The organism is Photobacterium lipolyticum (assembly GCF_003026475.1).
Classification (GTDB): Bacteria; Pseudomonadota; Gammaproteobacteria; order Enterobacterales; family Vibrionaceae; genus Photobacterium; species Photobacterium lipolyticum.
In genome coordinates this window covers 101,070-124,111 of the sequence record NZ_PYMC01000002.1, presented here as the reverse complement: position 1 = coordinate 124,111, position 23,042 = coordinate 101,070, and the positions used below count along the sequence as shown (strand labels likewise).

Sequence of the window (23,042 nt, the reverse complement as noted above, 5' to 3'; positions counted from 1 at the left end):
GATAAGCGGGGGGAATCGTTCCCCCTCCTCGGAAAAAGCGGGTTTGTTATAGCCTGAATTTCTGATTCAATTCCAGGGCGAATTTGAATGACTCTGTTGTTGCGCGGGAAAATCTCAGCTGATCGACCTTAATGACCTTACTGCTCAGAATTTTGTAGTTCGGTCGTTCCAAGGGGGGCGTGGGGCGCTTGTTCATTGGACCGACCTGGTAGATGTAATACTCCGGATTGCTGTACAGAACGCTTTCAACATTGTATTTGGCGATTTTGCGGTCTGAAGGTGCAAACAGTTTGCCGCCGGCTTCCTCAATGATGCCGTTCACGATGCTGCGCTGACCGGCGATGATAAACGGGCTTTCCGTGACTTCGAATACAACCGATGGCTTATCTTGGAGCGGCTTGATCTGCTTACGGATATCGGTCAGTTCATTGATTAGCTGCGTTGCTTCACTTTGCTTATCAACAACCCCACCAAAGCGCGCTACCTGCTGCAAAATTTCATCAAGATTTAATGGGTCATAGATAATGGTTTCTGCCTTGATCAGTTCTGTCATTTGCTGGGAAAAAAAACGATTGGAGCTGATGATCAGCAGATCCGGGTCAAGACCTTTCAGCAGTTCGATATTAGGCTTGATGTGCGAGCCAACTTGCAACGCCTCGGGAAAATCATGATTATTGCGGGTGACGCCCACCACTTTGTCCTGAGCACCCAGCTTGATCAGGATGTCTCCCGCAGCGGGTGCCAGCAGTACAATTCGCTCGTAAGCGTAACTGCTAGGGACGAAAGCTAAAGCTATCAGTGTTAGTAGTAACCGAAACATCGTAAACCTCAGAGAGTAGGTTGGCTGTTACACCTTCGCGGCGTACATCGTGTAATAATTTACCCTGTTTGAAAAACAGGAAACGGTCAAAATAGCGGTGTGCCAGATTAATGTCGTGAACTGACGTGATCACCGTTTGCGGCAACTGATGCAGATGATGAAATATCTCCAGGGTATGACGGATATCCAGACTGGAGTTGGGCTCATCAAGATAGATAACCGGCGCTTCCTGGTTCAACACCCGGGCCAGCATCACCCGCCGTTTTTCGCCGCCGGATAGCTCCGCATAACTGTGATCCTTGTAACGGGCAATATCCATCAATTCCATTAGCGCCAGTGTTTTGGCTTTATCTTCTTCGCTAAAATCGGTACCGGTCATGTGTACATAGCGCCCCAATAACGCAACTTCAAATACGCTGAAGGGGAAGGAGATATCGGAAAACTGCGGCAATACGGCAAACAGACGGGCACGCTCACCGTGACGGATCTGTTGCAGCTCCTTGCCCCGGTAGCTGACTGTGTTGCGCGGGGGCTCAATCAAGCCTGTCATTAAGTTCAGCAGCGTACTCTTGCCACAACCATTTTCACCCATCAGGGCGACCTTCTCTCCGGGCTCGATGCGCAGAGAGGCAAGCTCCAAAGAAAACCGAGCCCGGGTATAGGTTAGGTTATTTACTTCAATCTTAGCCATTCCAGAAACGCTCCCGTCGGGTTTGCAGCAGGTAGAAGAAGAACAGGCCGCCAGAGACGGCGGTAATGATACCGACAGGCAATTCAGCGCCGCCCGGAATGATCACCCGGGAGAGGGTGTCTGAAGCCATGAGCAAGAAACTACCGAATAGGCTGGAGTAGAAAATATTTTGCTTCATGTCGCTGCCAAACAGGCTGCGTGAAACATGTGGCACAATCAGCCCGACAAAGCCAATGATGCCGGAAAAGCTTACCGCGACTGAAACCAGCAGAGTTGACAGTACAAACACGACAGAGCGCAACAGGTGTACATTGACACCGAGGCTTTGGGCAGAATGTTCATCCAGCGCCAGAATGTTGAGCTTCATCGACTGGCGATGCAGGAAGATGAAGGTCAGGGCAAAAATCACTACGCTGATGGCCAGCCGATCCCAGCTGACCATGAAGATACCGCCCATCAGCCAGTAGACGATGGAGTTGAGGGAATCTTCAAAATAGTATTTGGAGAAGCTGATAACGGCCGAAGCGACCACATTCATCACTACGCCGGCAAGGATCATGGTAATAGGATTGATGCGGCCATTGGTCAACGACAAGCGATAAACCATCATCAGGCCTGCCATACCGGTGACAAAGGCAAATACTGAGATGAAGTGTACCGGCACGCCGATCGCGATGGCCAAGACAGCACCGAGAGCCGAAGAGGAGGCCGCGCCTGTGGTAAAACTGTCTGCCAGAGGGTTTTTCAACGTCAGTTGGTAAATACTGCCGCTCAGGCCCAGCATGGCGCCAATAATGGCGGAAAACAGTACTCTGGGTACCCGTAGCTCAGTCAGAATACTCAGCTCCATGGCTGACATATTCTGCGGGTTGATCCAGTTGGGACCAATCAGCATGAAGACCAGGGCGCTGACGACAAAGATAACGCTCAATACCGGTTTCATGTTTCCACCCGCTGTACAATATGGTTTGCGATCACCAGCAGTACCCCATTAAGGCCGCATAAAATTCCCAGAGATAAGAAGCTGAATGTTCCGCTGTCAAGCAATGACGCGCGGATCAGACCGGCGCTATAGGTCAGAGGAGACACTGCGGCCATAGCCTGAATGATTTCGGGCATCTGATTGACCGGGAAGAAGGTACCGGATAAAAACATCATCGGGGTGATGATGAAGGCATTCATGGTCGCCTGATCCCGATGGTTTTTCATCTTCAGCGCGACGATAAATCCGATCTGAGAAAATGCACTCAGGTGAAACAGCAAGGCCGCGAAAAAGGGCCAGGAAAAGTGAAGGTGCACGCCACACAGCAGGCTGTATACGGCAATGATCATCACGGGAATAAAGCCTTTGGTAATCCCGAACAGTACCTCGCCTGCGATGATCTGCCAGCGCTGATTAGGCGCGAGTAAAAATTCCTCGAAAATCTTCAGATAAAAGCGGCTGATATTGATCTCGGTCGCGATGCTATAGCTTTGATTCATACTGGACATTGCCAGCAGACCGGGAAGTAAAAAAGTCAGGTAGTCGATGCCTTCTACCGAGGTGCCTTTCCCCACGCCATAGCCAAAGGCCATCAGATAGAGGAAAGGCGGCACGGCACCGGCCATAACGATACGGACTAACTTTTTTCTTAATATGGTACATTCCCGATAGTAGATACCACGTACACCATCAAGCACTTTTGTTCAGCCTCTTGCCAGTCAAATGAAGGAAGACATCTTCCAGGGTTGTTTGTCGAATACTTACCGAAGCATCAATTTGCTCCAGGCGGTTCAGAGCTTCTGCACGTTGTTCGAAAAATTCCTGCTGAATATCATCAGCCTGAATATCTAGTACGTACCGGCCCATGCTCTGTTTCAGGCTGTCTGGTTCGCCTTCGGTAATTATTTTTCCACGCTCAATAAAGATCACCCGCTCTGCCAGACGTTCCGCTTCCTCGATATAGTGGGTGGTCAGGAATATGGTGCAGTTGCGTTCCTTGTTGATACGGGCTAAGAAAGACCACATTTTGCGGCGACTATGGGGATCGAGACCGACGGTTGGCTCATCCAGAAACAGGATCTTGGGCTCATGCATCAATGCCCTTGCAATGACCAGTTTGCGTTTCATACCTCCGGAAAGTTTTCCCGAAGGCTTATCACGGTGCTCCTGCAAACCGGCAAATTCCAGGCTTTCGTTGATACGCTGTAACAGGTGCTTGCCACGCATGTTATAGAGCAAACCGTGTACCCGCAGGTTTTCAGCCAGGGTAAGTTCACGATCAATATTATTATGTTGCGGCACCACGCCAATCAGGCGTTTGAGGGTTAGTCGGTCCGGGTGATATTTTTCACCTTCATAAAGGATCTGTCCGCCGCTGGGTTCGAGTAATCCGGTCAGCATCTTGATAATAGTGGTTTTACCCGCGCCGTTAGGGCCGAGGAATGCACAGATTTCTCCCCGGTTAAGAGAAAAATTCACTTGGTCGACGGCCATGTGATTACCGAAAGCACGACTGAGGTCTTTCGCTTCAATAATGTTGGCTTGATTATTTTCTGTCTGGGATAGCATTACCGCTGTATGCCTTAGATTGTGGCGAATGTCGGAAAGGGGACAAAACTCAAAGATAAAAATGATCCGCGTAAGGCAGATCATTTTTAAATTAGCGTCATTTATTTCAGCTCAATACCGGTATCTTTTGCGGCATCGTTTAAGTGCTGTAAATAAATTTTCTGTACGCTGTCGCGGCTGCCGAGGCCTTCTAATACAGGAGTAACAGAAATACCCGCGTTACTTAGCATGACTTTCCAGGAGTCTTCCTCATCACCTGCCATGTCATTAGTGGCGTGATCGCCGGCTACCACCATCAGAGGCTTGATCATGACTTTTAGGGTGGAGTCGCGCTTAATTTTATCCAGAAGCGTATCGAAGTTAGGATGGCCTTCGACTAAGCCGACATACGTTTTGACCTCGGGATATTTCTCATTCATCAATTCTTCCAGTTCGTAGTAGAGGCCGGTTGAGAGGTGATCATTACCATGTCCCATGTAAACAAGGGCTGAGTTGGCTTTTTCCGCGGCTTTTACGTCACCGGCAAGCGCCTCGACTAGAACTTCCATATCATGGCGGTATTCATATTGGTTGCCCCAGGTCCCCATTAAAGGTCGGCCCAGTGCGACACTATTGAATGGCTTCCATTTGGTTTTCAGGGTTTCGATTGAAGCCAGTGCATCGACATAGGCTTTCAGATCGATGAATTCTTCGCCGTGAGACAGCAGGGTTGTTTGTACCACGATATTTTTGTATCCCTCATTCTGAAAATCTGCCATCGCTCCAAGCACGTTCTTCACGTCGTAGAACTCTTGTGGAATTTCAGGATGCTGCGCTTTATACGCGGCATCGTCCTGGCGGCTATGCCATTTTTTACGAATCATATTTGAGGTGAAGGCGAAACGAACCGGCGTATTCGGGTAGGCATTTTCGATTTCTTCCTTGATCCCCAGTAGTGAACCTACCGCTGAATCATAAGTGGTACCAAATGCGGCGAGTACGATGGCTGATTTTTCTTCTTTCTTTAAGGTAGTTGCTGCTGAGGCGACTGACATGTTGCTTACCATCAGGGCCGCGGCCAGACTGAAAATGGTTTTTTTCATGGTGAAAATCCTATTAATTGATTGTGGTAACTAATCAAAAACAGGCTTTTGGGAAAAAGAGTGGATAATTAAATAGAAATGATTGTTCTGTTTAACTAATTAAGCTCGAGTAACCCGCTCGCTTGTTTTATTGCGTGAACTTGTGTGCTCACTAAATACCGAGAGGCAGGTTTCCTGGCTTATGGGTCATCATGAAGTAACAATCCTTCCCAGGTTAATCCCAGTGGATGCAGTGGTTACTCACTATCCAATTACAGTTGCGGGTACAGCCCAAGTTTTTCACTTGGTTCCCTTTTAAAAGCGTAATTCTTAGTACGCTTCACCTATAGGCGCGGTTAAGATGCCTGTTGATATACATTCTGTCCATGAGTTAGATCATAATATTGATAATATGCCAATAAAAACAATACTGTTGGTATTAAATTTGCCTTTCCGTAGAGTAATATTGAAGTACAAACGCACTCATTTTCAGCTGCAATTAGGCTGCAGCTGCGACAAAACAGATAAGTCTTCTGGGGGGATATGGTGTCTTGGAATTAGGACGTTTATGACTAGACCCATGTTTCTGTGGTTAAGGCATCGTCTTATTCACACCGTTGACGATTAACTCCCGCAACCAGCAATGACCAGGATCTAGATCAAAATGTTTGTTCCAAAGCAAAACATATGCACCAGGCTCCAATCTGGTTGGAATATTAAGGACATGGAGTACATCGTGTTTAGCCATTTCTAATGCATATTTAGCAGGGGCACACAGAATTAAATCGCTTTGTTCACATAATCGCATTGCACTATGGAAGTCTGTCATATTGACGGCGATATCACGATACCGCTGTTGAATATTTAATACATCGTCGAGTAGCCAGTGTTCTAACCCACCAAAGGTGACTTGTATATGGCGATATTTTAAAAACGTATCAAGGTTCCATTCCTCGTTGAGTAAAGGGTGATGCTTTCTTACCATGCATATAGGATGATCACGTACTAACTCAACATAACTCAGTTCTTCCGGAATATTACACATATGTCCAGGAGATCGGTCATCCCACTCTCGGCAAGTGATCCCGATATCAATTTCACACCGCAGTAGTTTATCTAAGCTTTCATCATTCCATGTCTGGCTATGCAAACTTACGTGAGGCGCTAGACTGAGCAGATCGGGCATAAAAAAAGGGTATGTCAGGGAGTAAGCGGTTTCAACCAAGTGAAAACGGAACTTCCTTTGACTCATAGATGGTTCAAATATGCTCGGTCGTGTAAGTTGTTCAAGCTGTTTCAACACCTGGCGTAATTCTGGTGCCAATTGCATTGCCCTGGGGGTAGCTCTCAGCCCATGAGCTGTTCGTTCAAACAATTGATCGCCAAACGTCTCTCTAAGTCTAGTAAGCTGCTTACTTACCGCTGATTGGCTAAGGTGTAATCGCGATGCAGCAGCCGTTACGCTTTGCTCTTCCAGTAGCACCTCAAGTACTCTGAGTAAATTGAAATCGAAATGTTTCAATGCTTTACGAACTCCTAAACGTCCTTCAAATGAAGTAGTTCGTATATTAAGTTGTTTCTCTTCATAAAGTAAGGTGCGCACACTCATTCCTTACTCAAGTATTAAAATGACATTTATTCAGCAACTATTGCGCCAGTGTCGTGATCAACAAAAAATGGCAACAGTATGCCTCTTCATGACCATGCTTTGGCGGTGGAAAGGCATGTAAAGTAACTCTGTGATTGATAGTGACGAGAATGATTATAGCTATTAGAACGCAGAGTCCATCTCAAAGTTTGATATCAAAATGGGGCTTTGGCCTCGCTTCTTGTCTCAAATGAATCCTACGATTTATACCCTGGAAATTGCCCTCAAACTGTTGCAAACTTTCACCCGTACAGTGTGTGGTTTTCTATATATATCGGTGTAGAATAGCAGGCATAACACGATATGAAGCTGAGTTGATATTTTACGAACAAGGGTTTTGGATATATGACGCAGTACGGGGTTAATACAGATGATCCTAATGGAATATATAAGGAGTTATCTAGTAATAAGTTTGATGATGTTTTTTTTCAGGACCCTTTATCTGATGTAACAAGAAAAGTGAAAAGAAATTTACTTATAGCTTCAATTTCTTGCCTTTTTATTTTTAAAGTGGAGATAAAGTCTTTTCTAGGGTTTTACATACCAAAAGAAGAACCTATTGATAATGACATAGTTAAGGGCATTTCTTGTTTATTTGTCATTTATTACTCGCTTTTATATTTGGGTAATTTCTTTGTTGATATTATTGCTTGGAAATTTCAAAGAGAAAGATTAATCGTAAATTCATACACTAAGCTTGTTACATACATTGCCAGAACACTAGATGAAGCACCTAAACACTTTAACGCATCTTTAGAATTTATGCCCTACAGTGGTTCATCATCACCAGATGAGAACTTTCAACAATGTAAGGATTACGTTCTAAAGGTAATTGATAATCATAAAGAAAATCATGAAATAGTTAAACCTGTTATTGATCACTGGAAAAGCAACATTGATAAGTCTTTTTATTTGTACATTCGTTTGATTTTGAGGTTTGTTATTTTGATTGTTTTTGAACTAATAATTCCATTTTTGTTAGCATTCTCTGCTATTTATTTAACATATGAGTTTATTGGTAATATTTCGGAACACTTAACAACTTTTTTCACCCCGCCTAGTAATACGGGGTGAAAGGTTTTTGTGTGAGTCATGCTCTACAGCGTGGTCATGAACTCACGGAATGTGTCAGTCCTCTGATTTATATCAATTACTATGTATGTTTTTATGGGCATTTATGTCGCACGAGAATGCGTTTTATTGCATAATGTCGTTTTTTATCATACAAAGTGGTGTTCATGAAACGTCAACATGGTTTTACTTTAATCGAATTGGTTGTTGTTATCGTTCTCATGGGTATCATTGCGGTTACTGCAGCTCCAAGATTTCTTAATGTGAAAGGTGATGCTAATGACTCAACATATTTGAGTCTGAAGGGGTCATTTCAGTCTGCTGTTACGCTATTTCATTGCAAATGGCTAATCGATGGTGAACAAGATCCTGATGTTACGGAAGGCCGAGAAGGCGCTTGGGGTTACACTATTTATAATCTTCATTTCAATAAATTTGGTTATCCTCGAATAATCGATACCGTACAAAAATGTGAAGATATTTTAGAAAATCTACTACCTGATTCAAGTTTGACTAGGAAAGATTACGAAGAATCAAAACCTACAAGTGATGGTCTGAGCGGCAATATGTGTACATATAAGTTCACGGCTGTGCCATATAACTTAACTTATTCTGAAACAAATGGTGAAGTTACTTTAACTAAGCGTATTTAGCTGTAGTGGAATAATAGTTTTCATACTTTCGGGCGCTCATTGTAGCGCCCTTTTCATTTATTTTATGGAATAATGTAAAAACCATTTAGAAGTGTCAGGTTTGAGCCAGTTAGAAATGTCATGTTGAACTAACGTCAAAGCAGCACTAATTAATCCTCATAAAAGAAAAGCGAGTACCACTTCCGCAGCACTCGCTTTTTAGTCAGCTATTCACATCTAGCCTGTTTCCAACTTGATTTGCTGTTTCCAACCACATATCACGTGTATCCAACTTGGTTATCTGTGATCAAAAACTGATCAATCTTCAATATAACTCTCAATGCTCGGGCATGAGCAAACCAGGTTGCGGTCACCGAAGACATTGTCAACGCGGTTGACGGCCGGCCAGTACTTTGATGCTTTCGTCTGGTTTGACGGGAAGCATGCCAGCTCACGGGTGTAGCTGTGGCTCCACTCGGCGTCCATTAGATCGACTTGGGTATGTGGCGCATTCACTAATGGATTGTCGTCTAGCGGCCATTCTCCGGCTTGTACACGGGTGATTTCCTGGCGGATAGCAATCATTGCGTCACAGAAGCGATCAAGCTCAGCCAAATCTTCAGATTCGGTCGGTTCGATCATCAGTGTACCGGCAACAGGGAACGACATGGTCGGGGCGTGGAAGCCATAGTCCATCAGGCGCTTGGCAATATCTTCTTCAGAGATGCCAGAGGCTTCTTTCAGCGGGCGAATATCGATAATACATTCGTGAGCAATACGGCCTTCGCTGCCACGGTACAGAACAGGGTAGTGAACACGCAGGCGTTCCATCACGTAGTTGGCGTTCAGGATTGCCAGCTTAGTGGCTTCAGTCAGGCCTTGTTCACCCATCATTGCAATATACGCGTATGAGATAGGTAAAATAGACGCAGATCCCAGCTCTGCCGCCGAAACAGCATACTGTTTTTGCTCGCCTTCGACGGCTTCAACGTGACCAGGCAGGAATGGTGCAAGGTGTGATTTAACACCGATAGGCCCCATACCCGGACCGCCGCCACCGTGTGGGATGCAGAAGGTTTTATGCAGGTTCAGGTGTGAGACATCAGAACCAATGAAGCCTGGGCTAGTCAGGCCAACCTGTGCGTTCATGTTGGCGCCATCGAGGTAAACCTGACCGCCGGCGGCATGAACCAGCTCACACATTTCGCTAACGGCTTCTTCGTATACACCGTGGGTCGAAGGGTAGGTGATCATGATGCACGACAGGTTATCGCGGTGTTTTTCGATCTTCGTTTTCAGATCTTCAACATCGATATTACCCTTGTTATCACAACCAACCACGACAACTTTCATCGACACCATGGCTGCTGATGCCGGGTTTGTACCGTGTGCAGAGCTTGGGATCAGACAGACGTTACGGTGACTATCGCCGTTGTGCTGGTGGTAACGCTGGATTGCGATCAGACCGGCATATTCACCCTGAGCGCCAGAGTTAGGCTGTAGCGAGAATGCATCGTAACCAGTAACTGTACACAGCATTTCAGATAACTTCTCAGCCAGCTCTTGATAGCCTTTGGTTTGCTCTGCTGGTGCGAATGGGTGCAGGGCACCAAATTCAGGCCAAGTGATAGGGATCATTTCAGCAGCTGCATTGAGCTTCATGGTACAGCTGCCCAGCGGGATCATACCGTGAGTCAGTGAATAATCCTTATTTTCCAGCTTCTTCATGTAACGCATCATCTGCGTTTCACTGTGGTGCTGGTTAAAGATCGGGTGAGTCAGGTATTGACTGGTACGGCGACAGCTTTCAGGAATAGCGGCAAACTCGTCAGCCGCAATGTCGGCTGTGAACATTGATGCTTTTAATTTGTTGCCGCTAAAGAGTGACAGCAGCTCCTCAATGTCTTCAACCGTGGTGGTTTCATCAATGCTGATCCCAAGCTGAATGCCTTTACCATTTGCTGAAGAATACTTACGCAGGTTGATACCTGTTTCCAGCGCTTTCTTATAGAATTCGTCTGTTTTCTTGCCTGTGTTCAGGGTAATGGTGTCGAAGAAGCTTTTGTTTGCCAGTTCGATCCCTGAATTATGCAGGCCGGCAGCAAGAATGGCGGTTAGGTGGTGTACACGACGGCCGATTTTACGCAGGCCTTCTGGACCGTGATACAGGGCATAGAATGCAGCCATATTGGCGAGAAGCGCCTGTGCGGTACAGATGTTAGATGTCGCTTTTTCACGGCGAATGTGTTGTTCTCGAGTCTGCATTGCCATGCGAAGCGCCTGGTTGTCTTTCGAGTCTTTAGAGACGCCGATCACCCGTCCTGGCATGGTACGCTTGTGCTTGTCTTTGGTTGCCATGAAGCCTGCGTGGGGACCTCCGAAGCCCATTGGAACACCGAAGCGCTGTGCACTGCCGATCACCACGTCAGCGCCCATTTCGCCAGGTGCTTTTAATAGTGTCAGGGCCAGTAGATCAGAAGCCACTGCGACCAGTGTTTTCTTTGCGTGGGCTTTTTCGATAGTTTCGGTGAGATCAACGACATTACCGCTGGTGCCCGGGTACTGAAGGAGAGCGCCGAATACATCGTGGCTGTCCAGCTCGTCGACAGAGCCGGTAATGATTTCGATGCCGATAAAGCCTGCCCGGGTACGAACCACGTCTACGGTCTGCGGGTGTAGATCGTTTGATACGAAGAAGGCTTTGCTCTTGCTTTTGCCTGCACGCTGACACAGCGTCATGGCTTCGGCTGCTGCTGTTGCTTCGTCAAGCAGCGAGGCGTTTGCCAGTTCCATACCGGTTAGATCCATGATCATCTGCTGGTAGTTAAGCAGAGATTCAAGGCGGCCCTGAGATATTTCTGGCTGGTAAGGAGTATACGCTGTATACCAGCCCGGATTTTCCAGCACGTTACGAAGAATGACATTTGGCGTTAGGGTACTGTAGTAACCCTGACCGATATAGCTACGGTTGATGATGTTTTTGCCGGCAATCGCTTTTAGTGAAGCCAGCATATCGGCTTCACTCTGAGGCTGATCCAGTTTCATCGCTTCAGGTAGGCGAATCGCTGCCGGAACCGTTTGTTCAATCAGCTTATCAACGCTTTCAACGGCGATGGTTTCCAGCATGATTTTTTGCTGAGCAGCATCTGGGCCATTATGGCGTCTTGCAAAATCTTGATCGTCAGTTAATGCATTTAGAAGAGTCATGTCAGTCATGGTTCTTTCCTGAACAGTTGCTATCAATTACATCAGAAAAGTTGCTTCGCCTTGATGCAATTGCGATGAGTCATCGTGAGGGCTGAAAAACGGCTTTCAAGCCGGCTGGCATTTCAATCTGTTGATTAAAAGACAGAACTCAAAAGCCGAGATTGACTTAGTCTTCGATAGTTTCTAGGTATTTTTCACCATCGATAAGCTTAGCTAGATCTTCAACGTCAGTGATCTTGATTTTAGCAATCCAGCCACCTTCGTACGGTTCATCGTTAATGAGTTCTGGGCTGTCTTCCAGATCTTCATTGATTTCAACGATTTCACCGGTTACCGGAGAGTAGATATCAGAAGCCGCTTTTACCGACTCGACCAGAGAGAACGTTTCGCCCGCTTCTGTCGAATCGCCTACTTCAGGAAGATCCACAAATACTACGTCGCCCAACAGACCCTGAGCATGGTCAGAAATGCCCATTGTGATAGTGCCATCGCCGTTATCACGTACCCACTCATGGCTTTCAGCGAACTTCAGTGTCTTTTCCATTTAAAACTCCTTGCGCAATTGTTCCGCATATAATGTTTGTTATACGACCTGTTGATTTGGCAGCAACAGGTCAATTGAAGTAATAACCTCTTGTTACTGGCAAATAGGGAGACGGCTGAATTTGTTTGAATTCTTCAGCGGATACCGGATGTCATCAGTCTGTAGTACTTTTGCCAGAACTTTGGCGTTGTTAATCACATTTTTGGTATAAAGCCTTCATTCACCTTATCCTCCGGCCGAGATCCTGGCCTGTTTAGTGCTATATCAGAGCCGTACACGTTTTAGTTATGGATCGTTTTGTAGTTATTGAGGAGCAAGTCATGTTTGTTCGTGCCTTTTGGTGCAGTGCAATGATGGTGAGCCATAACATGTACGTAACATACCTTATCTATAGATAGCCGATCAAACTAAAATTTCCAATAGTGGAACATTGTCCACTTTAATGGTCAAGTCTGATAGCAAACGTTTGCGTGGTGTTGTGTGAAATTTTATGCAAAGACTAGTTTTATAGTCTGCTCTCCTTTTTAACGCTAGGTTGGAAATTTGTGTTAACTTCTGACGTCGCCTGTTGTGGAAAGGGATGAAGAATGTATGCCAACAAGCTAAATTGAATTAATGCTAACGTGCTTTTATTCAATTCAGTGTAAGAAAATACGATATATTCCACTTTGAAAACTTGTAGTTTCTTAAAGGAAACTTTGTTTCAAATGTGTTGTACTGCTCATGTTTTTATTCCGTTTATCTTTTAAGTTTCTGGTTGCCTATGCCAGAATGAACACTGAATAGTCGCCAAGGAGGGCTGTAATGAGTAATGAAAACAAGCAAGACATCTATCCGTCAATGAGTGTTGCCAAAGAGCAGGAAACAAGCAAGATCGAGCCACTTAAGTTGGGCAAGCGATTAAAAGAAATACGTATGGCACATGGTTTGACGCTGGAAGAGGCAAGTAAAAAAACCGGACTTGCACGCTCTACATTGTCCAAGATTGAGAACGAACAGATATCGCCAACATTTCAGGCGATGCAGAAGTTGGCGAATGGGTTAGATGTTGATATTCCACAGCTATTCGCGCCACCAAAACAAATAAAAGCGACCGGGCGGCGCGATATCACTCGCGTTGGCGAAGGTAAGCCGCATCCGACATCGACTTATGAACATGAGCTGTTGGCGACCCAGCTAACCCATAAAAAAATGATGCCCTTTAAGTCTCGGGTTCGGGCACGTTTTTTTGAAGATTATTCTGATTGGATCCGCCACGATGGTGAAGAGTTCTTGCTGGTTTTATCTGGTGAAATTACTTTTTATTCTGAGTTCTATGAGCCGGTAAATCTCACAGAAGGTGACTCAGTGTATTACGATGCCAACATGGGGCATATGCTTGTGTCATTGAGTCAAGAGGATGCTCATGTTCTTTGGGTCACTGCCTCATAAGCACATTGAATGTGAGTTGGATCTTCTTTTAAGTAATTTGTTGATTACGTAATACTAATTTTTGAAATAACGCGGTCATTCAAACAAGCCGTTAACATTGTTAGCTTTATTATTGTTTTAGAGCTGGAGGGGAGCGTTGATAATGACTGATTTTTCGGACCTAGACAGTCAAAGTGGCTGTGTTTGTGAGTTTCTGTGATTAACGCAGTTTAAACAAAATTAGACTTTGTTTACTATAGGAAATAGGTTAACAAAAACACAACATCCAGCCTTGGTGGTTGTAATATGTAAAACAAAGCCAACCTATGTTTTTGCAGGCATGGCAAAAAAGTGAAGGAGAAAGTTCCAAATGGAATTTGTAGCGAACTTTATATCTGCAATAAATAGCCTGATGTGGGGCGTACCCATGCTGGTGATGATCCTCGGTGTTGGGGTATACCTGACCGTTGGCTTGAAGCTTATGCCCATTGTGAAACTAGGAACGGGTTTTAAATTACTGTGGTCAGGCCGAATTCCTGAAAAAGAAAAAAATGTAAAAGGTGAAATCAGCCCGTTTAACGCATTAATGACATCCCTTTCAGCCACTATCGGTACCGGTAACATTGCGGGCGTGGCGACGGCTATCTTCTTGGGGGGACCGGGTGCACTGTTTTGGATGTGGTGTACGGCGCTGGTGGGCATGGCAACAAAATATGCCGAGGCTGTCTGTGCGGTTCAATACCGTGAGACCGATGAAGAGGGTAACCATGTTGGCGGGCCGATGTACTATATCAAAAATGGCCTTAGTAGTAAGTGGACATGGCTGGGAACGGCGTTTGCCATTTTCGGTTCGGTTGCCGGTTTTGGTATTGGGAATACCGTGCAGGCAAACTCGGTAGCAGCCGCGGTGAGTTCCAGTTTTGGCATTCCACCTATAGTATCGGGTCTGGTGATGATGATCCTTGTTGGCATGGTTCTGGTGGGCGGAATCAAGCGTATTGCCGATGTGGCCGGTAAATTGGTTCCGTTAATGGCAGCTTTCTATATCGCATCGGGTTTACTGGTACTGGGAATGAACTTCTCTGAAATCCCCGCGGCTTTTTCCTTGATCATCAGCAGCGCCTTTACTCCTGTTGCGGCACAAGGTGGTTTCGCAGGTGCAGCGGTTTGGGCGGCGATCCGATTCGGTGTGGCACGAGGTGTGTTTTCAAATGAAGCGGGTTTAGGTAGTGCGCCCATTGCGCATGCTGCAGCGCAAACCCAGAACCCGGTAGCACAAGGTTTAGTGGCGATGCTGGGGACGTTTATCGATACGCTTGTGGTTTGTAGTATTACGGGTCTCGCAATTATTGTATCCGGTGCCTGGTCGACAGGTGAAACCGGGGCTGCATTAACCTCGGTGGCTTTTTCCTCCGCATTACCGGGTCTCGGCAATTACCTTGTGGCGATTGCGCTCTCTATTTTTGCTTTTACCACTATTTTGGGCTGGAGCTTCTACAGCGAAAAGTGTGTTCAGTATTTATTTGGTGTGAAGGCTATTGTCCCCTTTAGAGTGCTTTGGATTGTTGCTGTACCAATTGGTGCAACCAGTTCTCTAGAATTTATTTGGTTACTTGCAGATACATTAAACGCAATGATGGCAATTCCTAACCTGATTGCTCTGTTGTTGCTAAGTCCTGTGGTCTTTAAACTGACAAAAGAGTATTTCTCGCGTCAGGATAAAGATAAGGATTATGCTGATAAATCATAATTTTAGCATGAATTATTACTGACGAATGTATGGATAATTGGCCGCAAGGTATGCGGCTTATGGAGTAGTAAACGTATGTCCCAAGAACTTCTGCTTACCCCTCTTCATGCTCTTCATATTGAAATGGGTGCGAAAATGGTTCCATTTGCTGGCTATGATATGCCGGTTCAGTACCCGCTGGGTGTACGTAAAGAGCATCTGCATTGCCGTGATGCAGCAGGTCTGTTCGACGTGTCGCACATGGGGCAGTTACGTCTTCGCGGTGCAAATGCGGCTAAAGCAATTGAAGCTTTGGTACCGGTAGATATCATCGATCTGCCTGCCGGTAAGCAACGTTATGCTTTCTTTACCAATGAAAATGGCGGTATTGACGACGATCTTATGGTCACTAACTTTGGTGATCACCTGTTCGTGGTGGTTAATGCTGCATGCAAAGATCAAGATATTGCTCACCTGAAAGCAAACCTGCCTGGCGATGTTAAACTGGAAGTGATTGAAGATCGTGCGTTGGTGGCATTGCAGGGCCCACAAGCTGCTGACGTACTTGCGCGCCTTAACCCTGCCGTGAGTGACATGGTTTTCATGGACGCCATCAAGTTAGAGTTAGTGGGCGTTGAATGTTATGTCAGCCGCTCGGGTTATACCGGAGAAGATGGTTACGAAATTTCTGTACCGGCAGATAAAGCTGACGCTTTGGCTCGTGAATTACTCGCCCATACTGAAGTCGAATGGATTGGCCTTGGTGCGCGTGATTCACTGCGTCTTGAATGTGGCTTGTGCCTGTATGGCCACGATCTTGATCCGACCACAACACCGGTAGAAGCCAGCCTGCTTTGGGGGATCAGCAAGTCACGACGCGCAGACGGTGAGCGTGCGGGTGGTTTTCCTGGTGCAGAGCTTATTCTTGAGCAAATCAAAACCAAAGATGTAGCTCGTAAACGAGTTGGTTTGCTTGGCCGGTCAAAAGCGCCTGTGCGTGAGGGCAGTAAGTTATTTGATGCCAATGATAAAGAGGTCGGTATTGTAACCAGCGGGACGTTTGGCCCGTCAAGAGGCATGCCGATTGCGATGGCATACGTTCAAACGGATCTGGCCCAGATCGGTACGGAGCTCTTTGCTGAAGTTCGTGGTAAGAAACTACCTATGACTGTTGAGAAAATGCCTTTTGTGCCTCAGCGTTATTTTCGTGGTTAAGAGCTGTTGTGGCTAAAAGCCGCTGCGGTTAACAGTAGCCGCGGTAAATATAGGGAATCCTGATTAATCACCAAGATATAGAAAGGAGCCGGAGGCTCCTTTCTATATCTTGCAACTTTCTTCAACCAGGTCAGTGCAACGTCATTCTGGGTAGTGAAAGTTCACTACTGCTTAATTTTTAAAATAGGACTCTTTGCTCCATAAAGGGAGCAAATTCTTGCGCATAACCTTCAACATCACCCACCATAGAAAACATGAAAGAATAAATGAAATCAACCCACCATATACTTCGTTATTAATGCCTAATAAACCAGATGCTTGTGGGAAAAAGGTGGTCATCATATTAATGACGATATCACCGGGATAAAAGAATAGCCATTGTACCCATAACCCAACATCGGTTACGGTCACAGAGCCGCTGTAATTCATGTCGGCAACAAAAGACCAGTCTCTAGGAGCAATAAAACCACTCATTATTCAGCCCCCCATATTCAACAGTTTCCTTAATGGTATTATAGAAATAAGTAGGGGGGCTTATGCGTCTTATACCTAAGACTATTCTGAATTTCTCACCGTCGTATCAAAATACCTGCACAAAGCAGGCATTTTTAGAAAGATCAGGTTAACTAAGCGATATACCCGGCTTGAACCAGCTTTACTCCTCCTGTGCTCGGCGGCTGTAATCAACAATACTTTGTCGATACAGTTTAAGTAGTTCTTCATCTTTAACCGAGATGCCCACTTGCTGTGCTGGCATGCTCGACCACTCATCGTTCTGATACGTTCGAGTATCAAACTTTTGTATAGTATGGCCTTCGGCCGGGCCATCCGTCACCACCCGGACAGGACCTTGGCGTAAGGTGAATAGAGCGGGATCTATCACATAAGCGATGGCTGATGGATCATGAACATGGCAGCCCTTAAGACCCACTTTTTGTGAATAGAAACGAAGATAGTAACGACTGACATCCCAGATAAATTGGCCAACATCACCGGCATCATCACGTAGCCGGTCTAAATACTCTTCGGTGAAAAAGCTTTGTTGGGTAACATCCAGGCCAATAATGACCACCGGCCATGAAGCACAAAACACAATATCAGCAGCATGGGGATCATCATGAATATTGGCTTCGGCATAAGGTGTGACATTGCCGCGGTGACCATTCATACCAAATGCCCCGCCCATCACGACCACTTCTTTCACTAAATCTACGATTTCTGGGGCAGCTTCGAGGGCGAGTGCAATATTCGTCAGCGGACCGACTGCAACCAGCGTTATTTCACCAGGCTGTGCTTTGACGGTATCGATAATGTATTGGTAAGCCGGCCGAGGATCAGTTTTTTCTGTGATGTCAGATGGGGGTACTAAATCACCAAAACCACTTTCTCCATGAACGACAACGGTAGGGCCGACGGGCGGACGATTGAGTGGCTTGTTCGTGCCCTTAACAATATCGGCCTTAAGATGAAATTTCTGTTTCAGGTAAAGAGCATTGCGGGTCGCATTGTCTATGGTCGCATTACCGTACACTGTTGTTATGGCAAGCATTTCAATTGAAGGGTGTGCTTCGGCAAACAAAATAGCCATGGCATCATCAATGCCGGGATCAGTATCTAGTATGATTTTTTTAGTCATTAGTATTTATGTCCAACAAATTTAGAATTCTCGCTGAACTCTGCATTTTGAGGTAACTTGGGTATCGTAACTAGCAGAGTTTCCAGAACCGTGACTGTTATCAAAAAATCCATAAGGGAATGTCATGCAAGTGAGATTCAATCACCTGAGTGCCAACGGGTTTTGATCACTTGCGCGATAGATTGTCCCCAAAATTGATAGATCCCCGGTCCGGGATGAAAGCCATCTACCGCCATCTGCTCGGGCCTTAACCGATGGTTAATATCGAGCAGTTCACAATCATCCTGAGTTGCTGTCCAGAGGCTTAGATGCTGGTTGAAATCTCTGGCTTTTCTTCCCAAATACCAGCGCAAAGGAGGGGGTAAGGCGGGAAACCGCTCCATCGGAGGAATTTTGGTAAGTACTATTTGCCGGCAGGAAAAATGTTCACGAATGAATACAACCAGAGCTATTTGGTGCTTTAACCAGTCTTTAGTGGTGAACGTTTTGATAACATCGTTAACTCCCAACGAAATAATGACAACGTCATATTGCTCTTTAGGCTGATGTCTCAACATGTCATAGGTATCTTTTGTGGTATATCCTGATTTTGCCAGTAATTGCCACTCGAGTTGAAACTTACCGCTTAATGCGCTGACCAGATTACCTGAAAGGGCTTTTGATTGATTGCTGGCACCCACGCCTGCAGCTGCAGAGTCTCCGATTAATAACAGGCGAAGTAATTTACCTTGCCCGCATCGTCCGCTGCGTTCGCCGGTCGCTTCTTCTAATTTGGGTGTTACTTTGCGAACATAGAATCCCTGGACCACAAATACGGGGCCCATTAACACCAGCGCTAAGTAGTGAATCATGTCTGTTTCCTTACTGGAGCCTTTAAAGGTCAGCTCTGTGGCTGGGGGGCTAAAATAATTCGAATAGACCCCCGCAAACCTTTGGCGGTCGGCGGGGAAGTGATACCCATTACATTAAAACCAACCACACTAGAAATTGCCGCTTAATGATCAGTTATTTAATATGATTGGTATCAGGTAGTTCAATGACGCATGATCTTTGAATTTGTTTTTTCCGGATGTTTCTCCAGATGGGTGTGTCTGTTGGTTGCGGTCTGAGCCAGATCATTAAGGATGCGCTCTAAGTCAGAGTCATTCAGACATTTTGCAATGGCGGAATCGAGCTTAATTTTATCGCCTAGCTCATAGTGGCATTCCTTCTCTGGGTAGAAGTCGACGTCAGTTTCCTTGAATTTTTTTTTGTCTACAATTTCATTAAACAATGCAGCAACGGTATAGCAGAACACATCGTAAACTTCATTGGTATTTCTAGCCATATTGATTTTATTGCGAAAATCGTGGCTGTAGGCTTTTTCCAGCTTGGAATATGAAACCTGAGATGTCATAACCTTCCCCATATAGTCTCTCTAGTAGGTACTATTAACTATAGAACGGAGTTATATAGCGTCAATCATCGAGCTACGATAATAACTAACTAAAAGAACTGTCGCAGAAAAAGCGCGCTTTCGAACGAAGCTAATGTTTTTATTCTACACTTGTCAGTGAACTCTCTGTTTAATTGAGCGTTTGTAAACTCGATTATTTTAGAAAAATAAGGAGTGGCTGTAATGAATAAAAATCTGATATTCATTTTACTATTCGCTGTAGCGGGATTAACCGGATGTGAGCCGAGTTCTACGGGCTTTAGCTTACCCGCAGGAAATGTGGTTAATGGAGAAAAAGTCTTTTTGACTATGCAATGTCTTGAATGCCATACCATGGAGGGGTTTGACCAGCCAGAGTCGGCAGTAGAGAGAGCTACGGCTTCTGTTGCGCTTGGTGGAGAGGTTAAGCGGATTAAGAATTATGCTGAACTTGTTACTTCAATAATTAATCCATCGCATCAAATTGCAGAAGGGTATGAACTTGATGTTATCCAATACGAGGGGCAATCAATAATGCCTAGCTATAATGATGCGTTAACGGTTACTCAATTGATTGATTTGGTTACTTTCCTAGAGTCGCGTTATGAACTTGAGCCCTATGAACCAACTCTTTACAGTCCTTACAGGTAAGGTGATCAAGCTTGCTTTGTCGAGTGATTAATTGTTGTCCTTCTAGAGATAGTTAAAAGCAGCTTTTTGTAGGCTGCTTTTTTGTTTCTTTAAATCAGATTATAACGACTTTTACCACCCCAACCATCTATGTCTGATAGTCCCTGACGTTGAAAGCTAAACTTAGGCATTGAGAAGCAACACGTTAGCCCTATCCCAAAGAGAATAACGATTGCTATACTACAGGCTCAACTGACCAGGTTTCTAAATCAACTATGTTAACCATATCCAACAATGTTCAGCTGGCCGATTGGGAAATCGAAATGTCAGCTATTCGCGCGCAAGGTGCAGGCGGGCAGAATGTCAATAAGGTATCCAGTGCTGTGCATCTCCGATTCGATATTAATCGCTCCAGCTTACCGGAATTTTATAAAGAGCGTCTTTTAAAATTGTCTGATCACCGGATCACTAAAGAAGGCGTGATCATTATCAAGGCTCAGCAATTTCGTACTCTTGAAAAAAACAGAGAAGATGCGCTGGAGAGGTTAAGAGAGTTAATCATTTCAGCCACAGTGGAGGTGAAATCGCGTCGGGCGACCAGGCCGACATTAGGATCAAAACGCCGTCGAATGGATAAAAAAACTCAGCGGGGCAGTACGAAATCCTTGCGAGGAAAGGTGAGCTTTTAGTTGTTGATTTGAGGTTTTCTACCGCTACATAAAAATAAAAAAGCGCTAAATTGTCTAGCGCTTTTTTAGGACTAGACAGACTTAGTGTTGTTTTTTCATTTTAAGGTAAAGGTTTTCGACCTTCACTCTTGCCCACTCTGTCTTACGTAAAAATTTGAGGCTGGATTTAATGCTCGGGTTATCGTTGAAACAACGGATATTGATGCGCGCACCAAGCTCGTCCCAACCATAGTATTCGACCAGTTCGGTGAGCAGTTTTTCCAGGGTAATGCCGTGTAGCGGATTATTTGCTTGTGTCATAGCTTGTAGCAGATTAATGAAACCAACGGTAAGTATATCAGCTTCATCATCGATAGTATTCCTGAAGGAGAGCATTCAACAAGACTCATTCAGTTTTGTTCAAACGGCTTTTAGATAACAAGGAAATCACTCTGCTAGTATTGTAATTTATTGATCTTGCTAACACTTCTATTCTATATGTAGTGATAGTTTTAGCGATTCGCGTTGTTTCTCTTTACTCTCTTTAATGATTTTACTGTTTGAGGCGATAGGGATGTCAGAAAAAAAAACACTTCAGTTACTACAGTTGTTCTTTCGCGAAACAGACCGAGCAAGATTACTAGAGACAGATGCACTGCCTGATTTAGATGAAGAACAGCACCAGAAAGTCAATTTGTGGCTGGAAAACAAACGAAATTTCACTCTCGATGAGATCGCCCGCCAACACTGGATAAAAACCTGTAGTGCAGGTTACATCACTGAATTATTAATGCGTGATGACGGTACTTTAGAAGAATCTTCCCTGTTCAATCGAACGAAAACCCGTGGCCACTGGGCATTAGTCGACGGTGTGATTGAGATTGAAATCAGCAAAGGGGATAACCGATACCACTGCGCGGTTATCGCAAATAAAACCGTTAATATTCACTCTGCTATTGAGTATAAAAATGGTGAATTGCATTCATATTTAAAGCTGATCCAAACTCGCCCGGTTTAAAAAAAGTATAAAAAACATCTTTCACTGGCATGAATCAGCAAAATGCGTACACTGGATTTATGCATTAAAAATGAATGGCTAGTGAGATTGATGCCTTTTTATACTCAATAGGTGAGCACTCAGCCCGTGAATAATCAGCCGTGGAAACAAGGATGAATAAAATTAACACAGTTGCCGTTGTCGGCGGCACACATGGTAATGAATTTAGTGGCATCTATCTGCTACGAAAGTGGAAAAAAAACGCGCAGCTAATTTCTCGTAGCAGCTTTGCGACACAAATGGTTTTTGCCAATCCGAAAGCACATGAAGAGAACAAGCGTTATATTGATTGTGATTTGAATCGTCAGTTTTTATTGGCCGATCTCGATGATCAGGATCTGGCCAATTATGAGCAAAGCAGAGCGAAAGCGATAAATAATCAGCTTGGCCCTAAGGGCAATGCTAAAACCGATTTGATCATCGATCTTCATAACACGACCAGTAATATGGGGCCTTCGCTTATTTTGCTTCAGTCTGATGACTTTAATCGCAAAATGGGCGCCTATGTGAAATCGTGTATGCCATCTGCAGTTGTAGTTTTCGAGGATCAGGTGCCCGTTGAAGAGCATTTCTTCCTCAGTTCAATCTCTCCCAACGGTGTGATTGTTGAAATTGGCCCGCAACCTCAATCGGTGATCCGTCAGGATGTGCTGGATTGGATGGAAGAAATGACCCGCCATATTCTGGATTACATCGAACTGCATAATACCAATGCATTGCCACAACTTCCTGCCAGCTATGAAGCATTTAAATATACCGAGACGCTGAAATTACCGGAAGATGAAAACGGCGAGCGTGCTGGTATGGTACATAAAAATATTCAGGATAATGACTTTAAACCACTTCATTCAGGTGATCCGATCTTTACCCTGTTTGATGGTAAAGAAGTTTGCTGGGAAGGTGATTATGAAGCCTATCCTCACTTTATAAATGAAGCCGCTTACTATGATAACAACCTGGCGATGTCACTAGGTAGAAAACTGCTCATAGAGCTTTGATCGACTGAGTTATCGTTATATAGATAATCAAAAAATATCAGGCTTCAACATTGGGGCCTG

23 protein-coding genes and 1 riboswitch are annotated in these 23,042 nt (G+C 44.9%); of the genes, 9 read left to right on the top strand and 14 right to left on the bottom strand.

Going from position 1 to position 23,042, the window contains the following annotated elements; translation table 11 throughout:
- Positions 1 to 46 precede the first annotated feature (46 nt).
- From C9I89_RS03405 to C9I89_RS03375, 7 genes are all read right to left on the bottom strand, one after another.
- Complete coding sequence (locus C9I89_RS03405) at positions 47 to 820, bottom strand: ABC transporter substrate-binding protein (protein ID WP_107281960.1); 774 nt, start codon at positions 818 to 820, stop codon at positions 47 to 49.
- The gene (locus C9I89_RS03400; protein WP_107281959.1) at positions 774 to 1,511 is read right to left on the bottom strand and encodes an ABC transporter ATP-binding protein; all 738 of its coding nucleotides are present in this window, start codon (positions 1,509 to 1,511) and stop codon (positions 774 to 776) included. Before C9I89_RS03400 ends, C9I89_RS03405 begins: the two co-directional genes overlap by 47 nt.
- Complete coding sequence (locus tag C9I89_RS03395) at positions 1,504 to 2,454, bottom strand: FecCD family ABC transporter permease (protein ID WP_107281958.1); 951 nt, start codon at positions 2,452 to 2,454, stop codon at positions 1,504 to 1,506. The genes C9I89_RS03400 and C9I89_RS03395 overlap by 8 nt, the downstream gene beginning before the upstream one ends.
- Positions 2,451 to 3,191, bottom strand: coding sequence for an ABC transporter permease (locus tag C9I89_RS03390; RefSeq protein WP_107281957.1), 741 nt, complete (start codon positions 3,189 to 3,191; stop codon positions 2,451 to 2,453). The genes C9I89_RS03395 and C9I89_RS03390 overlap by 4 nt, the downstream gene beginning before the upstream one ends.
- A complete protein-coding gene (locus C9I89_RS03385; protein WP_107281956.1) occupies positions 3,184 to 4,062 on the bottom strand; it encodes an ABC transporter ATP-binding protein in 879 nt (292 codons plus the stop codon). The genes C9I89_RS03390 and C9I89_RS03385 overlap by 8 nt, the downstream gene beginning before the upstream one ends.
- A 101-nt stretch (positions 4,063 to 4,163) precedes the next feature.
- Positions 4,164 to 5,144, bottom strand: coding sequence for a sirohydrochlorin cobaltochelatase (locus C9I89_RS03380; RefSeq protein ID WP_107281955.1), 981 nt, complete (start codon positions 5,142 to 5,144; stop codon positions 4,164 to 4,166).
- 147 nt (positions 5,145 to 5,291) lie between these two features.
- Positions 5,292 to 5,486, bottom strand: a riboswitch (cobalamin riboswitch).
- Positions 5,487 to 5,715: 229 nt separating this feature from the next.
- Entirely contained in the window at positions 5,716 to 6,645 is a 930-nt protein-coding gene (locus tag C9I89_RS03375) for a LysR family transcriptional regulator (protein WP_211315212.1), read from the bottom strand.
- Between the two features lie 471 nt (positions 6,646 to 7,116).
- On the opposite strand from C9I89_RS03375, the gene C9I89_RS03370 reads away from it, so the two are divergent.
- Both C9I89_RS03370 and C9I89_RS23000 read left to right on the top strand, forming a co-directional pair.
- Positions 7,117 to 7,845 carry a hypothetical protein gene (locus tag C9I89_RS03370; RefSeq protein ID WP_107281953.1) on the top strand — a complete coding sequence of 243 codons (729 nt, stop codon included), beginning with the start codon at positions 7,117 to 7,119 and terminating at the stop codon, positions 7,843 to 7,845.
- A 164-nt stretch (positions 7,846 to 8,009) separates the two neighbouring features.
- Entirely contained in the window at positions 8,010 to 8,495 is a 486-nt protein-coding gene (locus C9I89_RS23000) for a type II secretion system protein (protein WP_107281952.1), read from the top strand.
- Between the two features lie 297 nt (positions 8,496 to 8,792).
- Here C9I89_RS23000 and gcvP read toward each other — a convergent pair whose 3' ends face one another.
- Together gcvP and gcvH are read right to left on the bottom strand one after the other, a co-directional pair.
- Positions 8,793 to 11,681 (bottom strand): aminomethyl-transferring glycine dehydrogenase, encoded by a 2,889-nt coding sequence (gcvP, locus tag C9I89_RS03360; protein WP_425440403.1) that lies wholly within the window; start codon positions 11,679 to 11,681, stop codon positions 8,793 to 8,795.
- Between the two features lie 166 nt (positions 11,682 to 11,847).
- Positions 11,848 to 12,225, bottom strand: a complete 378-nt coding sequence (gene gcvH, locus C9I89_RS03355) for a glycine cleavage system protein GcvH (protein ID WP_107281950.1) — start codon at positions 12,223 to 12,225, stop codon at positions 11,848 to 11,850.
- Between the two features lie 804 nt (positions 12,226 to 13,029).
- Between gcvH and C9I89_RS03350 the strand changes: the two genes are divergently transcribed.
- The 3 genes from C9I89_RS03350 (at position 13,030) to gcvT (ending at position 16,579) form a co-directional block, all read left to right on the top strand.
- Positions 13,030 to 13,656, top strand: a complete 627-nt coding sequence (locus tag C9I89_RS03350; RefSeq protein WP_107281949.1) for a helix-turn-helix domain-containing protein — start codon at positions 13,030 to 13,032, stop codon at positions 13,654 to 13,656.
- A gap of 349 nt (positions 13,657 to 14,005) precedes the next feature.
- Positions 14,006 to 15,385, top strand: coding sequence for an alanine/glycine:cation symporter family protein (locus C9I89_RS03345; protein WP_107281948.1), 1,380 nt, complete (start codon positions 14,006 to 14,008; stop codon positions 15,383 to 15,385).
- A 75-nt stretch (positions 15,386 to 15,460) separates the two neighbouring features.
- Positions 15,461 to 16,579, top strand: coding sequence for a glycine cleavage system aminomethyltransferase GcvT (gcvT, locus tag C9I89_RS03340; RefSeq protein ID WP_107281947.1), 1,119 nt, complete (start codon positions 15,461 to 15,463; stop codon positions 16,577 to 16,579).
- A 171-nt stretch (positions 16,580 to 16,750) separates the two neighbouring features.
- Here the strand turns inward: gcvT and C9I89_RS03335 are convergent, their stop codons facing one another.
- The 4 genes from C9I89_RS03335 to C9I89_RS03320 all read right to left on the bottom strand — a co-directional run bounded on the left by C9I89_RS03335 (position 16,751) and on the right by C9I89_RS03320 (position 19,611).
- Entirely contained in the window at positions 16,751 to 17,053 is a 303-nt protein-coding gene (locus C9I89_RS03335) for a hypothetical protein (RefSeq protein ID WP_107281946.1), read from the bottom strand.
- A gap of 181 nt (positions 17,054 to 17,234) precedes the next feature.
- Entirely contained in the window at positions 17,235 to 18,215 is a 981-nt protein-coding gene (locus tag C9I89_RS03330; RefSeq protein WP_107281945.1) for a nucleoside hydrolase, read from the bottom strand.
- 137 nt (positions 18,216 to 18,352) lie between these two features.
- Positions 18,353 to 19,066 (bottom strand): SGNH/GDSL hydrolase family protein, encoded by a 714-nt coding sequence (locus C9I89_RS03325; protein ID WP_107281944.1) that lies wholly within the window; start codon positions 19,064 to 19,066, stop codon positions 18,353 to 18,355.
- A gap of 182 nt (positions 19,067 to 19,248) precedes the next feature.
- Positions 19,249 to 19,611, bottom strand: coding sequence for a hypothetical protein (locus C9I89_RS03320; RefSeq protein ID WP_146155040.1), 363 nt, complete (start codon positions 19,609 to 19,611; stop codon positions 19,249 to 19,251).
- Between the two features lie 222 nt (positions 19,612 to 19,833).
- On the opposite strand from C9I89_RS03320, the gene C9I89_RS03315 reads away from it, so the two are divergent.
- Together C9I89_RS03315 and arfB are read left to right on the top strand one after the other, a co-directional pair.
- Positions 19,834 to 20,280 carry a c-type cytochrome gene (locus C9I89_RS03315; protein WP_107281942.1) on the top strand — a complete coding sequence of 149 codons (447 nt, stop codon included), beginning with the start codon at positions 19,834 to 19,836 and terminating at the stop codon, positions 20,278 to 20,280.
- Positions 20,281 to 20,534: 254 nt separating this feature from the next.
- Positions 20,535 to 20,948, top strand: coding sequence for an alternative ribosome rescue aminoacyl-tRNA hydrolase ArfB (gene arfB, locus C9I89_RS03310; RefSeq protein WP_107281941.1), 414 nt, complete (start codon positions 20,535 to 20,537; stop codon positions 20,946 to 20,948).
- Between the two features lie 81 nt (positions 20,949 to 21,029).
- Here the strand turns inward: arfB and C9I89_RS03305 are convergent, their stop codons facing one another.
- Entirely contained in the window at positions 21,030 to 21,248 is a 219-nt protein-coding gene (locus tag C9I89_RS03305; protein ID WP_107282301.1) for a VF530 family protein, read from the bottom strand.
- Between the two features lie 253 nt (positions 21,249 to 21,501).
- Here C9I89_RS03305 and C9I89_RS03300 point away from each other — a divergent pair, with 253 nt between their 5' ends.
- Together C9I89_RS03300 and C9I89_RS03295 are read left to right on the top strand one after the other, a co-directional pair.
- On the top strand, positions 21,502 to 21,945 hold the full coding sequence (locus C9I89_RS03300) for a hypothetical protein (protein ID WP_107281940.1): 444 nt from the start codon (positions 21,502 to 21,504) through the stop codon (positions 21,943 to 21,945).
- Positions 21,946 to 22,097: 152 nt separating this feature from the next.
- The gene (locus C9I89_RS03295) at positions 22,098 to 22,982 is read left to right on the top strand and encodes an aspartoacylase (RefSeq protein ID WP_107281939.1); all 885 of its coding nucleotides are present in this window, start codon (positions 22,098 to 22,100) and stop codon (positions 22,980 to 22,982) included.
- The last annotated feature ends 60 nt before the right edge of the window (positions 22,983 to 23,042 follow it).

Excerpts from the sequence above, each read along its gene's own strand:
- C9I89_RS03395 (WP_107281958.1), bottom strand. The coding sequence starts at position 2,454 with ATGAAACCGGTATTGAGCGTTATCTTTGTCGTCAGCGCCCTGGTCTTC.
- C9I89_RS03295 (WP_107281939.1), top strand. The coding sequence starts at position 22,098 with ATGAATAAAATTAACACAGTTGCCGTTGTCGGCGGCACACATGGTAAT.
- C9I89_RS03405 (WP_107281960.1), bottom strand. The coding sequence starts at position 820 with ATGTTTCGGTTACTACTAACACTGATAGCTTTAGCTTTCGTCCCTAGC.
- C9I89_RS23000 (WP_107281952.1), top strand. The coding sequence starts at position 8,010 with ATGAAACGTCAACATGGTTTTACTTTAATCGAATTGGTTGTTGTTATC.
- C9I89_RS03315 (WP_107281942.1), top strand. The coding sequence starts at position 19,834 with ATGAATAAAAATCTGATATTCATTTTACTATTCGCTGTAGCGGGATTA.
- C9I89_RS03335 (WP_107281946.1), bottom strand. The coding sequence starts at position 17,053 with ATGAGTGGTTTTATTGCTCCTAGAGACTGGTCTTTTGTTGCCGACATG.
- gcvT (WP_107281947.1), top strand. The coding sequence starts at position 15,461 with ATGTCCCAAGAACTTCTGCTTACCCCTCTTCATGCTCTTCATATTGAA.
- gcvP (WP_425440403.1), bottom strand. The coding sequence starts at position 11,681 with ATGACTCTTCTAAATGCATTAACTGACGATCAAGATTTTGCAAGACGC.
- C9I89_RS03300 (WP_107281940.1), top strand. The coding sequence starts at position 21,502 with ATGTCAGAAAAAAAAACACTTCAGTTACTACAGTTGTTCTTTCGCGAA.
- C9I89_RS03330 (WP_107281945.1), bottom strand. The coding sequence starts at position 18,215 with ATGACTAAAAAAATCATACTAGATACTGATCCCGGCATTGATGATGCC.
- C9I89_RS03345 (WP_107281948.1), top strand. The coding sequence starts at position 14,006 with ATGGAATTTGTAGCGAACTTTATATCTGCAATAAATAGCCTGATGTGG.
- C9I89_RS03320 (WP_146155040.1), bottom strand. The coding sequence starts at position 19,611 with ATGACATCTCAGGTTTCATATTCCAAGCTGGAAAAAGCCTACAGCCAC.
- C9I89_RS03400 (WP_107281959.1), bottom strand. The coding sequence starts at position 1,511 with ATGGCTAAGATTGAAGTAAATAACCTAACCTATACCCGGGCTCGGTTT.
- C9I89_RS03385 (WP_107281956.1), bottom strand. The coding sequence starts at position 4,062 with ATGCTATCCCAGACAGAAAATAATCAAGCCAACATTATTGAAGCGAAA.
- C9I89_RS03370 (WP_107281953.1), top strand. The coding sequence starts at position 7,117 with ATGACGCAGTACGGGGTTAATACAGATGATCCTAATGGAATATATAAG.
- gcvH (WP_107281950.1), bottom strand. The coding sequence starts at position 12,225 with ATGGAAAAGACACTGAAGTTCGCTGAAAGCCATGAGTGGGTACGTGAT.
- C9I89_RS03325 (WP_107281944.1), bottom strand. The coding sequence starts at position 19,066 with ATGATTCACTACTTAGCGCTGGTGTTAATGGGCCCCGTATTTGTGGTC.
- C9I89_RS03350 (WP_107281949.1), top strand. The coding sequence starts at position 13,030 with ATGAGTAATGAAAACAAGCAAGACATCTATCCGTCAATGAGTGTTGCC.
- arfB (WP_107281941.1), top strand. The coding sequence starts at position 20,535 with ATGTTAACCATATCCAACAATGTTCAGCTGGCCGATTGGGAAATCGAA.
- C9I89_RS03380 (WP_107281955.1), bottom strand. The coding sequence starts at position 5,144 with ATGAAAAAAACCATTTTCAGTCTGGCCGCGGCCCTGATGGTAAGCAAC.
- C9I89_RS03305 (WP_107282301.1), bottom strand. The coding sequence starts at position 21,248 with ATGACACAAGCAAATAATCCGCTACACGGCATTACCCTGGAAAAACTG.